General features: G+C 72.7%; 8 protein-coding genes. 3 read left to right on the top strand and 5 right to left on the bottom strand.

Annotated elements, in window-relative coordinates; genetic code table 11:
* Positions 1 to 28 precede the first annotated feature (28 nt).
* Complete coding sequence (locus C1I99_RS21260; RefSeq protein WP_111135979.1) at positions 29 to 1,045, bottom strand: LacI family DNA-binding transcriptional regulator; 1,017 nt, start codon at positions 1,043 to 1,045, stop codon at positions 29 to 31.
* 385 nt (positions 1,046 to 1,430) lie between these two features.
* Positions 1,431 to 2,465, bottom strand: a complete 1,035-nt coding sequence (locus C1I99_RS21255; RefSeq protein ID WP_233512630.1) for a LacI family DNA-binding transcriptional regulator — start codon at positions 2,463 to 2,465, stop codon at positions 1,431 to 1,433.
* A 282-nt stretch (positions 2,466 to 2,747) separates the two neighbouring features.
* Here C1I99_RS21255 and C1I99_RS21250 point away from each other — a divergent pair, with 282 nt between their 5' ends.
* From C1I99_RS21250 to C1I99_RS21240, 3 genes are all read left to right on the top strand, one after another.
* Positions 2,748 to 6,407 carry a LamG-like jellyroll fold domain-containing protein gene (locus C1I99_RS21250; protein WP_111135977.1) on the top strand — a complete coding sequence of 1,220 codons (3,660 nt, stop codon included), beginning with the start codon at positions 2,748 to 2,750 and terminating at the stop codon, positions 6,405 to 6,407.
* A 77-nt stretch (positions 6,408 to 6,484) separates the two neighbouring features.
* Positions 6,485 to 8,164, top strand: coding sequence for a carbohydrate-binding protein (locus C1I99_RS21245; protein WP_111135976.1), 1,680 nt, complete (start codon positions 6,485 to 6,487; stop codon positions 8,162 to 8,164).
* Positions 8,165 to 8,255: 91 nt separating this feature from the next.
* Positions 8,256 to 8,780 (top strand): RBBP9/YdeN family alpha/beta hydrolase, encoded by a 525-nt coding sequence (locus C1I99_RS21240; RefSeq protein WP_158554088.1) that lies wholly within the window; start codon positions 8,256 to 8,258, stop codon positions 8,778 to 8,780.
* A gap of 82 nt (positions 8,781 to 8,862) precedes the next feature.
* Here C1I99_RS21240 and C1I99_RS21235 read toward each other — a convergent pair whose 3' ends face one another.
* The 3 genes from C1I99_RS21235 to C1I99_RS21225 all read right to left on the bottom strand — a co-directional run bounded on the left by C1I99_RS21235 (position 8,863) and on the right by C1I99_RS21225 (position 13,201).
* The gene (locus C1I99_RS21235) at positions 8,863 to 9,444 is read right to left on the bottom strand and encodes an HD domain-containing protein (protein ID WP_111135974.1); all 582 of its coding nucleotides are present in this window, start codon (positions 9,442 to 9,444) and stop codon (positions 8,863 to 8,865) included.
* Positions 9,445 to 9,650: 206 nt separating this feature from the next.
* Entirely contained in the window at positions 9,651 to 10,940 is a 1,290-nt protein-coding gene (locus tag C1I99_RS21230) for an MFS transporter (protein WP_111135973.1), read from the bottom strand.
* A gap of 8 nt (positions 10,941 to 10,948) precedes the next feature.
* The gene (locus tag C1I99_RS21225) at positions 10,949 to 13,201 is read right to left on the bottom strand and encodes a transglutaminase TgpA family protein (protein ID WP_111135980.1); all 2,253 of its coding nucleotides are present in this window, start codon (positions 13,199 to 13,201) and stop codon (positions 10,949 to 10,951) included.
* Positions 13,202 to 13,350 lie beyond the last annotated feature (149 nt).

The following is a 13,350-nucleotide window of genomic DNA, read 5'->3' as shown; positions in this document are numbered from 1 at the left end:
ATAAGAGACAGGTGCCGCGGTGTGTCGGCTAGCGCGGGACGGCGGTGCTGCCGCGGGAGACGAGTTCGGGGGAGATGAAGCGCACGACGTACGGCTCGTCCCGTGCCGTCGTCGACTCCACGCGGCGTACCAGGTGCCGGACGGCCATGCTGCCGAGCCGGTCGGGTGCGCTCTCGATGAACGAGTACGGCAGGGAGAAGGTCGCCGCGAAGTCGTCGGAGTAGCGACCGATGACCGACAGGTCCTCCGGCACCCGCAGGCCGCGGGCGCGCGCGACGGACGGCAGGGCTGCCGCGGCCGCCTCGTTGTTGAGCAACAGCCCGGTCGCGGACGGGTACGTGTCGAGAAGCGTGTTGAGGAGGCGCCCGACGGCCGGCTGCCGGGACTCCCCGTAGACCGCGTGCAGCGTGACGCCCCGTTCCCGGGCGCGTTGCACCGCCGCGTCCCGCAGGCGCCACACGTACGCGCCGCCGCGGTGCACGACGTGCTCCGGTTGGGAGATCAGGATCAGCTCGCGGTGGCCGAGTCGGTGGAGGTGGTCCACCATGACCCGGCCGGCCTCCTCGAAGTCGAGGTCGAACACGTCGAGTCCGGAGCAGTCCGCGGGCAAACCGACCGAGGCGCCGGGCCGGGGCGCGGCCCGCAGGACCGGCAACCGCTCGTCGTGCTCGGCGATGTTCAGCAGGACGACGCCGTCGACCATGCGCGAGTCGGTGATGCGGCGGAGGGCCCGGGCGCCGTCCGCCTCGGTAACCAGCAGGATGTCGTAGCCCAGGGTGCGGGCGGTGTCCGAGACGGCCCGGATGTACTGCATCATCGCCGGCGCGAACTCGTCCTCGTAGAACTGTGCGAGCAGGCCCAGGACCATGGTCTGGGAGGTTGCCAGCGCGCGGGCACCGGCGTTCGGCGTGTAGGCGAGAGCCCGGGCCGCCTCGGCGACCCGCTGCCGCACCTCCTCCGAGATCGCGCGTTTGCCGGACAGGGCGTAGGACGCCGTGCTGCGACTGACGCCGGCTGCCCGGGCCACGTCCCCGATCGTTGCCATCCCTCGCCTCAATCTCTCGACGTCGCGATCTGTCGAACCGGTTCGGCAATCGCGTGGGTTGCACCGGTGGGTGCTCCCGCCCTCCGCCGACAATTTGCCTGTACACATTGCATGTCCCGGCTCCACGGCAGGCTGTGATAGCCCTGCTGCGGGCTGCCGGGTACTTCGCCGATCCGCGATCATCGTGCGAACCGGTTCGACGAATGTTGCTTGACTGTGACGCCCGACACGGCCCATGTCAAGAGCGGGTTACGGCTGATGTCGAAAACGTGATCGCCCGTTGACCGCCGGCCGCCGACCCGGTCCAGGCGGGCCCGCCGGTCGTGTCGGCGGCCACCGGCGACGACGCACCGCCCGCGCCGGATCCGGCGCGGGCCGCTCGCGGCTAACCGCTCGCCGGAGCGGAGGATGCGCGGACCACCAGCCGGCACGGCACGGTGTGGATACCTGGTGCCGCACCGTACTCGATGGCCCGCAGCAGCAGGGCGCCCGCGGTCCGGCCGACCTCCTGCAGGTTCAGGTCGACGCTGGTCAAGGGTGGCCGGCAGCCTTCCGCGGTGGGCTGCCAGTTGTCCACGCCGACCAGGGCCACGTCGTCGGGTACGCGCCGGCCGCATTCGCGCAAGCCGTCGGCGACGCCGCGCGCGATCGCGTCGCTGCCGCAAAAGACGGCGTCGACGTCCGGGTGCGACCGGGTCAGCGCGGCGGCGGCGAAGCGTCCCCACACCTCGCTCCACCCGCCATACCAGGGCTCACCCACCAGCTCCAGCCCGGCCTCGTGGAGAGCGTGCCGGGTGCCGTCCACACGGGTGCGTACCGACGCGTGACCGCGCGGGCCCGTCACGTGGGCGATCCGCCGCCGGCCGGTCCGGATCAGGTGCTCGACGGCCTCCCGCGCCCCCGCCTCCTCGTTGACCACCACGCTGCAGTCGGCCGCGTCGGACGAGCGGGCGAAGGCGTAGACCACCGGCACGGGCGGCCTACCGCCAAGCGGCGGCCGCGGGTCGGTGCGGCGGCCGGCGACGATGATGCCGTCCACCCGGCGGCGGATCAGGCTGCGTACGTAGTGCTGCTCCCGGATGGGGTCGTCCCTGGTGTCGCAGACCAGAGCGAGCGTCTCGCCCCAGCCCAGGGCGTCCTCCGCGCCGTGCAGGACGGGCAGGCTGAAACGTCCGTGGTGGTCGGTCATGATCAGGCCCACCGTGTACGTCCGGCCGGTGAGTAGGCTCGCCGCGACGGCGCTGGGGACGAACCCGAGCTCGTGGGCGACGGCCTGGACCCGCGCACGTGTCTCGTCGCGCAGCTGACCTCGGCCGTTCAGCGCCTTCGACACGGTGCCGACCGATACTCCTGCCCGCCGAGCCACATCGACGATGCCGACGCGTCGCCGCCCGTCCGTCCGTACCGGCCTGTCCGTCACAGGAGAACGGTAGCTTCGGCAAACCTTTTCCTCAACGGCTTCAACGACGGGCATTGACGCGCGTTGGTGACGTACGTAACCTACGCGAAACCGTTTGCACGGCGTACGCCATCCCTCCCGCCACCAGCCGCTCCGGATCGGGCGCCGGCGGAAAATTTTCCGAACCTCTGCTGAGTCGGGACGCCGACTCTCGATGTTAGCGATCACATCCGGGACGTGCCGCCCACGGCGATGGCCCCCCGCCCGGCCACCGGCGGCAGAGACGACCAGTTGGAGACAGCCATGAGGCTCTCGAGAGTGACCACCGTCCGGCTCCGGTCGGCCGCCCTCGCCGGTGTGCTCGGCGTCGGGGCCGCCGCACCCGCGGTCGCGGCGCCCGTGGTGACCGAGCTACCCGCCCCCGTACTCAGTTACGAGTTCGACGCTGACGACCTGACGACCGGGTCGGTGACCGACTCCTCCGGCAACGGCCTGCACGGGACGCTGGTCAACGGCACCACGGCGGCGCTGGTCGACGGTGCGGACGGCGGTCACGCGATCAACCTGCCCGGCGGGGCGCCGAACTCGAACGGCGCCTACATCCGGCTGCCCCGGGCGGTGCTCGACGGCAGGACCGACCTCACCGTGTCGGCGCGGGTGCGGTGGGACGGCACGACCGCCGCCTGGCAGTGGATCTACGCGCTCGGCAAGGACACCAGCCGCTACCTGTTCACCACCCCGTACCACGGTGAGGGACGGCTGCGCACCGCCGTCACCTCCTCGTCCGCCGGGGGCGAGGCCCAGGTCACCGGCTCGGCCGCGCTGCCGGCGAACGCCTGGAAGACGCTGACCGTCACGCTCGACACCAGCGCGGCGCGCCTCACCACCTACCTGGACGGCGCCGCCGTCGCCTGGACCCCGACGAGCGTGACCGCCGGGCAACTGATCGACGCGGCCACCACCCACGGTGGTCTCATCGGCCGTTCCTTCTATCCCGATCCGCTCTTCGACGGCGCTGTCGACGACTTCCGGGTCTACGCCGCCGCCCTCTCCGCCGAGCAGGTGGCCGCCTCGGTCGGCGCCGAGCCGCCGACGCCGACCGGCCTGCTCCAGCCCACCGTCAACGTGCGGACGAGCGTCGGCACCGCGCCGGCGCTGCCGCCGGCGGTCCGCGCCACCTTCTCCGACGGCTACGACCGGGACCTGCCCGTCACGTGGCCGGCCATCGACCCGGCGCGGTACGCCACCCGCGGGACGTTCACCGTGACCGGATCGGCCGGTGGGCGCTCGGTGACCGCCACCGTCACGGTGATCCAGGAGGGCGAGCTGACCATCGACCTGGGCACGACCACGGGTCCCTTCCACGGCGGCGCGTCCGGCACGCTCTACGGCCTGTACGGGCCGGGGGTGCCGACGAACAACCTGATCGAGGGGATGCACCTGCGCACGGTGTCGACCAAGGCGCAGGACGGTCCCCAGCATCCGGGCGCCGACGCCCTCGAGGTCGTCAAGCCGCTGGCCGACAGCACCGACGGCGACGTCTACATCTACATGACCGACATCCACCGTGGCTTCCCCTACCAGTGGCCCGGGAGCGAGCCGCGGGAGAAGCTCGACCTGTTCAAGCAGAAGATCACCAAGCAGGTCGACCAGGTGCTCCAGCTCGAACCGCGGTACCGCGACAACATCGTCTTCGTGCCCTTCAACGAGCCCGAGGGCAACATGTTCGGCACCGGGCAGTGGAGCTACAACGGCGTCAGCTGGCTCAATGACCCGCGCGACTACTTCCGGGCGTGGGACGAGGTCCACGCCCTCATCAAGGCGAGGATGCCCGACGCGCGGATCGCCGGCCCCAACACCAGCGTGCTCTACACCCAGGTCAAGGACTTCCTCGCGCACACCGTCCAGGCCGGCACGGTCCCCGACGTGATGACCTGGCACGAGCTCAGCCACCCGGAGCAGGTCCGGGAGAGCGTCAAGCGGTACCGCACGTGGGAGGCCGAGGTCTTCGCCGGCACCGCGCACGACGGCCGGCAACTGCCCATCAACGTCAACGAGTACGCCTTCAACTACCACACCTCGGTGCCCGGGCAGATGATCCAGTGGATATCGGCGATCGAGGAGTCGAAGATCGATGCCGACATCGCCTACTGGAACATCGACGGCAACCTGTCGGACTCCGCGGTGCAGGCCAACCGGGGCAACGGCCAGTGGTGGCTCTACAACGCCTACGGCAGCATGACGGGGCAGACCGTCCAGGTCACCCCGCCGTACCCGGGCCGGAACTACACGCTTCAGGGCGTCGCGACGCTCGACCGCGACCGGAAGCAGGCCCGCGCCATCTTCGGCGGCGCCAGCAGCGCCGGGCACATCCGCTTCGCACACGTCCCCGCCGGCGTCTTCGGCCGGACCGTGCACGCCTGGATCCGGGAGATCCCATGGACCGGGCAGATCGGCGACTCCGCCCCGCCGCGGCTCCTGGCCGAGCGCGACGTCACGGTCGTCGACGGCACCGTGGCCTTCGACTTCGACGGTGGCGACCTTCCCCGGCTGTCGGAGTCCTCGGCGTACGAGATCATCCTCACGCCCGACGGCGGGGACGGCCCCGCCTCGCCTCCGTCGTACCTGTGGGAGCGGTCGTACGAGGCGGAGGATGCCACGTACAGCGGCACCGGCTACAGCCGCAACGGCCCCGAGGGTTCCCCGAGGGACGTGTCGAAGTTCTACACCTCGGGCGGGTTCAACGTCGGCGGCCTGCGCAGCGGCAGCGACGGCGTGCTCGACTTCACCGTCGACGTGCCCACGGCGGGCCGCTACGACCTGAGCGTCTTCGCCAACTCGCTCAACACCTTCGGACTGGTCCGGGAGCAGGGTCCGACCAACGTTTTCGTCCGCGTCGACGGGGGCGCGGAGCAGGAGCTCTTCCTGCCGCTCGGGTACAAGTGGGTCGTCTGGGACCACGCCGACACCACCGTGGAACTCAGCGCCGGCCGGCACGTCATCTCCCTGGCCGCGCGGAGCCTCGACGGGAGCCGGGCCACCAAGGGCGACGCCATCGTCGACCGGATCCAGCTCACCCTGCCGAACCCGGCCGCGGCCACCGCGGTCTACGAGGCCGAACTCGCCGACCTGCCCGCCGCGAGCCCCGTCTACCGGGGCTACCCGAAGGGCGCCACGGTCTCCGGCTCGGGCGCCGCCGCGATCGGCCGCGGCCAGTCGGCCACCTTCTGGGTGTACTCCCGCGAAGAGGCCGAAGCCACCCTCGACCTCACGATGGTCGGCTCCGGCAAGGTGGCGGTGGCCGTCAACGGCGTCGAGGTGATGAAGGCCCGGCGCGACGCGTCGACGGTGGCGGTGTCGATGTCGGGCGGCGTCAACAAGGTGACGGTGACCGGCCGCTCGGGTACCTCGCTCATCGACCGTCTCGCGGTTCGGCAGACCTCGGGGAAGCTGCCGCTCACCCTGGTGGAGGCCGAGAGCGGGCAACTGGCGGGCACGGCGGCGGTGTCGCAGCGCTCCCTGGCGAGCGGCCAGGCCGCGGTCACCGGGCTGGGCGGCGCCCCCGGCAACGACAACACCCTCGCCCTCACCGTGACCGCGCCCCGCACCGGCACGTACGCCATGCGCGTGCGGTACTCCAACCCCGAACAGGCGGTCGCCACGCACTACAACCCCGACCCGCTCGCCCGGCACGCGGACATCTCGGTCAACGACGGCGCCGCGCAGCGTGTCCTCTTCCCGCACACCTTCCACGACAACAACTTCTGGGAACTCACCGTCCCGGTGCGGCTGCAGAAGGGCCGGAACACCGTGCGGTTCTCCGCCGAGGAGCTGCCGAACTTCGACGGCACCACCTACGCGTCGGACACCTTCCCGGGAGTGCTCCTGCGATCCCAGTACGCCCCGGTCATCGACAAGGTCACGGTCACCCCGTTCAGCACGGCGCTCACCGGCCCGCGTTGAGCCCCTTCAGGAGGAGGCACCTCGTGAGATCGTTCCGGAGCCGGCGTTGTCGGCCACCCGCAGCATCCGCAGCGTTCATGTCGGTCGTGGTGGCCGGCGCCGCCGCCCTGTTCGTGGGCGTGGCCGGCGGTCCCGCCAACGCGGCGAACTCGACCCTCACCGTCAACGCCGCGAGCCCGTTCCGCCCGGTCAGCCACGTCGGCGCTGGCGGGCTGTACGCACTCGCCGAGAACAACCAGCCGGCCGACGCGATGCTGTTGCCGCTGAAGCTCCACACGCTCACCCAACCCGCCCCGGGCGTCGGCCAGCGCCCCAACGGCCAACCACCCGGCGGCGACTCGCTGCTCGTCGCCCCCCAGGCGACCAGGGTCGGCGCGGCCGAGTACATCCGGATGCCCGACATCTACCCGGACTTCCCCTACCGATGGGTCAGCTGGAACGACTGGCTGGCGAAGGTCGACGCCCAGGTCAACGCGCGGCTGGCGGCGACCGCCACCAGCAACATCACCGGCTGGGAGCTGTGGAACGAGCCGGACTGGACCTGGAACACCTCGGCGGCCGGCAGCTTCAACGCCGGCTGGGTCCGCACGTTCCAGCGGGTCCGTGCCCGCGACCCGCTCACCCCGATCGTCGGGCCGAGCACCGCCGTGTACAACGAGTCCTGGATGCGCTCGTTCCTCACGTACGCGCGGGACAACAACGCGTTGCCGGACATCATCTGCTGGCACGAGCTTGAGGGCTCGGCGCGGATCGCCGGGGACATCGCCAACTACCGCGCGCTGGAGGCGTCGCTGGGGATCAGCCCGCGGCGGATCTCGATCAACGAGTACGCGACGCCGACCGAGGTCGACCAGCCCGGCTCGGTCGCCAGCTACCTCGCCAAGTTCGAACGCGGTGGCGTGGACAACGCCCACCGTGCGTTCTGGTACGAGTACGGCACCGTCAACGGGCTCACCGTCAACAACCAGCCGACCGGAAGCTGGTGGCTGTACAAGTGGTACGGCGACATGGCCGGCAACATGGTGGTCACCACGCCGCGCGCACAGACCGGCCTCGACGGCTTCGCCTCGCACGACCCCACCCGGCGCATCGTCAACGTGGTGTTCGGCGGCGAGTCCGGCACCAACCACGTCCGGGTCACCGGCCTGTCGTCGCTGGGCAGTTCGGTCCGGGTCCTGGTGGAGTCCACCCCGGCCGCGGGCCGGTTCACCCAGGTCTCCGCGCCCACGGTCATCAGCAACACCACGGCGACCGTCACCAACGGTGAGCTGACCGTGACGGTGCCGAACATGACCGCGACCAGCGGGTACCACCTCGTCATCCAACCGACCAGCGGCGTACCGAGCTACCAGCAGCGGTACGAGGCGGAGAACGGGTCGATCTTCCGCGCCAACCGGTTCGGCAGTTCCAGCGCGTCGGCCGGCGGCTACGTCGGCCAGATCGACAACACCGGCGACCCCCGCACCGCCAGCTACGTCGACTTCATCGTCACCGTCCCGACCGCCCGCAACTACACCATGCGAATCGGGTACGCCAACGCCACCGGCGCCACCGCGACGCACGGTCTGGCGTACAACGGCGGCCCCTGGTCGACGGTGAGCTACCCGCCGACCGCCGCCTGGGGACGGTTCGGGGCGACGGTCAGCACCACCGTCACCCTGCGGGCGGGCCACAACGTGATCCGCCTCGCCAAGGGCTCGCCGTATTTCGCTGGCGGCACCGGGTACGCGGAACTCGACTACATCGAACTGAGCTGAATCCACACCGGCCACCTCGGCTCCGGCCGCCGACCCCGGCGGCCGGAGCCGAGCCCCGGCGCGGTGTGCGAGGGCACCTACGATCGGCGAGGTGACCCGACATCTCCTCGTGCCAGGGCGGGGGATCCCCCGGCCCGAGCACTGGCTACGGCGGTGGGCCGACGCGCATCCGACGTACCGGTGGGCGCCCGAGCCGCCGGGTCCACCGCTGGTCCTGAGAGACCGCGTGCGAGCGCTGCACGGGGCCGTCTGCGAGTCGGACGAACCGGCGGTCCTCATAGCGCACAGCGCCGGCTGCATCACCACGGCCGTGTGGGCGGCGAACCACGTCGGGCCGGTACGTGCCGCCCTGCTCGTCACGCCGCCGTACGTCGACGGAGCCGAGCCGGATGACCCTTCGGACATCCCCTGGGTGGTGCCTCGGCGTAGGTTGCCGTTCCGCACGGTCCTGGTCGCCAGCCGCACCGACCCGTACACGTCCCTCGCCCAGTTCGAGCGGTTCGCCGAGGACTGGGGCGCGGAGCTGGTCGACGCGGGCGACGTCGGTCACCTCGACACGGCGAGCGGCTTCGGCCCCTGGCCGGAGGGTGAGCGGCTGGTCAGCGAACTCGGTTGAGCGCCGAAGTCGTCCGGTCGAGGTACGGCGAGCTGTGTGGGTTCAGGGTCAGGCGTGCGTGGCGGTTGGCGAATCTTCTGGTCTACTCGGACTGTCGGGGTGGGTTGAGCCAGGCGAGGGGTTGTCCAGCGAGTGCGGCGTCGGCGAGCCGGTGGGCGGACGCGGTCCTGAGTGCCGCTCGTGAACTGTCGATCCAGCGCTGGACGTTGTCGATGCCCTGGTGGCGGTACTCGACCGCTTGGACGAGGCATTCCAGCTTGTCGGCGTCTCGGGCGACGACGGCTTCCAGGGTTTGGCCGGCTTCGTACTCGGCCACGGCGGCGGTGATCGCCTCGGCGACGGCCGGTGGGCAGGCGGCGACCTGGTCGGCGGTGACGGTGGTGTTGGGTGCGGCGGTGAGGTAGCGCTTGGCGATGTGGGGGATGTCGGTGATCCGGGTTTCCTGAGTGTCATGGAGGGCGCAGAGCATGGCGACCCGGCCGGGGTCGGCACCCTCCATGGCGGCGAGCACCATCCCGATGATCGCCGTGCGGAAGGAGTGCTCGGCGATGGACTCCGGGTGTTTGACGCCGGCGAACCACCAGCCGGTGCGGGCCGCACGTTTGAGTACGCCCGCTTCGAAGATGAAACTCATCGCCCCGGCGGCGTCGTGGTCGTCGCTCATCTGCCCGTCCCTGTACCGGTGATTCCATCTGCCCGCAGGCTGTAGACGATAGACCTCGGCTCTCGTCCGGACCGCGCGAATCCGGGCGCTGACCAGCAGCGCGGCGCTCCCGTCGGCGAGTGCCCGCCCGGTGCCGGGTCGTCGAGTGCGCGGCCACGTCGTGCGGTGAGCAGGGCTCAGATGTTGTGGATGTCGAGGTCCACGAGTCACGAGGCTTGGCTGGTCGCGACCGGCGGAAGCGCCGACCGGTGGACGGCCGGCTCCGACCCGGCTCGGCGGATCGGCGTGAACAGCCCGCTGATCGCGACCAGGAGGCAGCCCGCGCCAGCGACCAGGGCGACCGCGGTGACGCCGTACCGGCCGGCGGCCCAGGTCAGCACCGCGGCGCCGGCCGGCCCGAGCGAGTAGTGCGTGCTCCAGAAGGCCGACGTCACCCGCCCGAGCAGGTGATCGGGCGTGATCTCCTGGCGCAGCGACATGGAGCAGATCCCGCCTACGCTGACGCCACACAGATACACCGCGGTCAGCACGGTGACAGCGGGCACGCTCCCGACGACACCGATGCCCGCGATCGCCAGGCCGCACGCCGAGAGCGCACCGACCCAGGTGACACCGAAGCCCCGCCAGCGGCGCAGCGGCGCCACCAGCAGCGCCCCGGCGATCGTGCCCAGCGCCGCCAGGCCGAGCACCGTGCCGACGGTGCGGTCGGAGCCGCCGAGGTCGTGCTTGACGTGGTAGACGAGCAGGTCGGTGAAGCCGTACGTCAGGAAGATGAAGATCGACAGCAGGACGGTCAGCGAGCGGAGCACGGGCTGGCGCCAGAGGAACCGCGCGCCGGCCAGGAACTCGGCCAGCGGCTTCTCCCGCCCTCCGGTGCCGGCATTCGCCTCATCCTCGACGGGCCGCCGGAGCCGGACCAGCCAGAGGCCGGCGGCCGACAGCGCGAAACTGGCCGCGTTGATGGCGATGGCCGCCGTGGGGCCGAACCGGGCGGACACCACCCCGGCGAGCAACGGCCCACCCACGGCCGCCGCCGCGTACGTCGCCTGCAGGCGCCCGTTAGCCTCGGTGATCCGGTCCCGGTCGACGAGGTTACGCACCGCGGTCACCGCGGCGACCTGGAACACCATCCCGGCCGCTTCGCAGATCGGCAGCACGACGAAGAGCAGCCAGACCTGCGGGCCACCGAGCCAGGCCAGGGGGATGAGGCTGTAGAGCACCAGCCGGGCCAGGTCGGCGGCGATCATCAGGGTCCGCCGGTCGTATCGGTCGACCAGGACGCCGCCGAAGATGCCCGCACCGACGGACGCCGCGCCGGCCACCGCCGTGAGCAGGCCCATCTGGGCGACCGAACCGGTCGCGTGCAGCACGAGCAGCGGCACCGCCAGGTAGGCGAACGAGTCGCCGGCGGCGGACAGCGACTGCGCGACCCAGTACGTGCCGAAGTTGCGGTCACGCCACAGGGCAGGCCGTACCGGACCGACGCGTGGGCTCATACCGGCGATCATCCTGAACGGCGGCGCAGGGGACCGGGGTGGACGGACCAGAGCAGTCGCCGCCACCAGGGGCGGGTGGCCCGCAACGCGCTGATGTAACCGCCGGCCGCCGTGGCGGCCCGGTCAGCCTGCTCCGGGGTGGCGGTGCCGGGGGCGAAGGCCACCTGGTTGAGCAGGCCGGCCAGCTGGTCTACCTGGGCGCCGACCTCCCCGGCCGCCCCGTGGGCCGCCCCGTCGGCGAGGGCGCGGCGGGCGTGGCTGGCCACCTCGGTCGCGGCGAGGTCGTCGCCGACCGGGTGACCGGCCAACCGTAGCGCGTCGGTCACCTCCCGCCAGGCGCCGGCGATGCGCTGGCCGGGGTCACCCCGGACCAGCCGGGCCCGGGTCTGCGCCCGGCGCAGCCCGAACAGGGTGAGCAGCAGCGCCACGATGAGCAGCAGGACGCCGCCGGCGCCGCCGCCGACCAGCACCGGCGTCGGTACGCCACCGGAGCCCTCCGGTGGGCCCGGCGCGGCCGCCGGCTCCGGCTCGACGGTCGGCTCGACGGTCGGCTCGGGCACCTCCGACGGCGGCGGCTTTTCCGGCGCGGGACGGAAGTCCTCCTCCACCGGGCGCGGCTCCTGGTCGGGGCGGGGCAGCGGGTCGAACGCCACCCAGCCGAGCCCGTCGAAGAGCACCTCCGGCCAGGCGTACGCGTCGCCGGCCCGTACCGGGCCGTCCCCCGTGGACCGGAAGCCGACCACCACCCGGGTCGGCAGCCCGGCCAGCCGGCCCAGCACGGCGAACGCCGCCGCGAACTGCTCCGAGGTGCCGCGCTGCCCACCGGCGTTGCGCGGCCCGGAGAGGAAGAAGTTCAGGTTCGGGTAGGCGTGCCCGCTCGGCGCGTCCGCCACCAGCCGGTAGTGCTCGGCGAGGAACTGCTCCACCGCCACGGCCCGCGCGTACGGTGCGCCGTTCTCCGCGGCGAGCTGGGTGGCGAGCCGGCGCAGCGGCTCCGGCACGCCGTCGGCGACCCGCAGCACCCTGGCCACCTCCTCACCGGCCGGCACGTTGGCCGTGGGCAGCAGGTTCCCGTCCGGCTCCGCCGACGCGGAGGTCACCGTGTAGCGCAGCCCGGGAGTCAGCCCCTCCGGCCGGATCAGCGTCCCGGTCGCCGGGTCGTACGCCACCCGCGCGCCGGTGACCTCGCGCGGGGTGGCCACGGCCGGCAGCAGCCGCCCGCTCAGGTCGGCGACGGTGATCTGCTGCCGTACCGTCCGTACCGTGCCGCCCGGCGCGGGCGCGGACGCCGGCAGGATCCGCCCCGCGTTGCGGTAGGTCGCGCCGACCCGCCAGGTCACCCCGTCGTAGTCGCTGAGCACGGCCAACCGGATCCGCACGTCCCGCCCCGGCGTCGCCGCACCCGGCTCGCCCGCCGCCCCGTCCGGCGGCGGCGACGGCGCGGCGGCGGGCCCGGCCGGCCGCTCGGTGGTCACGTCGAGCAACTTCTGACCGGGGTTCAGCGCCCAGCCGGAGATGCGGATCAGCGGGTTCTCGTCGAGCGTCTCCACCTGCGGCGGCTCGACGTACCGGCGCGGGTCGACCGGACGGCCGTCGACCTGGCCGGCCAGCAGCGGACCGAGCAGCGCGACCAGCCCGACCACCACCGCCACCCCGGCGGCGGAGGCGGCGGCCAGGCGGGCCCGGACGGCGGCGCGGACCGCTGGTGCCAGCCCGGCGGCCGGGTCACCGCCCTCGCCCGGCGCGCGCGTCGCGGGTACCGCCAGGCCGAGCACCGCCACCGCGACGAAGACCAGCGCCGACCCGACCGCCGGGTCGGCGTTCGGGCCGACCACGTAGACCGCGCCCGCGTACAGCAGCGCCGGCGGCAGGTAGCCCAGCAGCACCCGCCCGTTGCGCAGCGCCACCTCCGCTGCGGCGAGACCGGCCAGCCAGGCGGCGACCAGCGGCACCAGCACGGTGTCCGGGGCCGGCTCGACCGGGATCATCGCGGTCAGCAGCCGGGGGATGCCGTTCGCGGCGGCGTCCGCGGTCACCTCGGCGAGCCCGCCGGGCAGGTCGGCCCGCGCCGCGGTCAGCCGCAGCGACCAGGCCACCCAGCCGCCCATCGCCAGCACGGAGATCGGTGCGACCAGCCAGGAGGGGAGCCGGCGGGCGGCGAGGCTGACCAGCACCGACCCGAGCGCCGCCCCGATGACCAGGCGGGTCAGCAGCGGCCCGGCGTACACCCGGCCGAGCACCGCGCCGGCCAGGCTGATCATCGTGACCAGCGCCAGCGGCACGGGCGCCGCCCGCAGTGCCCGCCCGGCGCGGGCCGCCGGCCCGCCGCCGGGCGTCGCCGCGGCCCGCCCGTCCACCCGCGGCCCGTCCACCTGGGGCCCGTTCACCTGGGGCCCGTTCACCTGCGGCC

Origin of the sequence: Micromonospora deserti, assembly GCF_003236335.1 — a bacterium.
GTDB classification, from domain to species: Bacteria; Actinomycetota; Actinomycetes; order Mycobacteriales; family Micromonosporaceae; genus Micromonospora; species Micromonospora deserti.
Note: the sequence above shows the minus strand (reverse complement) of the source record. Positions and strands in the feature narration are given on the sequence as shown.

Coding starts and splice junctions, on each gene's coding strand:
- C1I99_RS21260 (WP_111135979.1), bottom strand. CDS start 1,045: ATGGCAACGATCGGGGACGTGGCCCGGGCAGCCGGCGTCAGTCGCAGC.
- C1I99_RS21250 (WP_111135977.1), top strand. CDS start 2,748: ATGAGGCTCTCGAGAGTGACCACCGTCCGGCTCCGGTCGGCCGCCCTC.
- C1I99_RS21245 (WP_111135976.1), top strand. CDS start 6,485: ATGTCGGTCGTGGTGGCCGGCGCCGCCGCCCTGTTCGTGGGCGTGGCC.
- C1I99_RS21235 (WP_111135974.1), bottom strand. CDS start 9,444: ATGAGCGACGACCACGACGCCGCCGGGGCGATGAGTTTCATCTTCGAA.
- C1I99_RS21230 (WP_111135973.1), bottom strand. CDS start 10,940: ATGAGCCCACGCGTCGGTCCGGTACGGCCTGCCCTGTGGCGTGACCGC.
- C1I99_RS21225 (WP_111135980.1), bottom strand. CDS start 13,201: ATGATCAGCCTGGCCGGCGCGGTGCTCGGCCGGGTGTACGCCGGGCCG.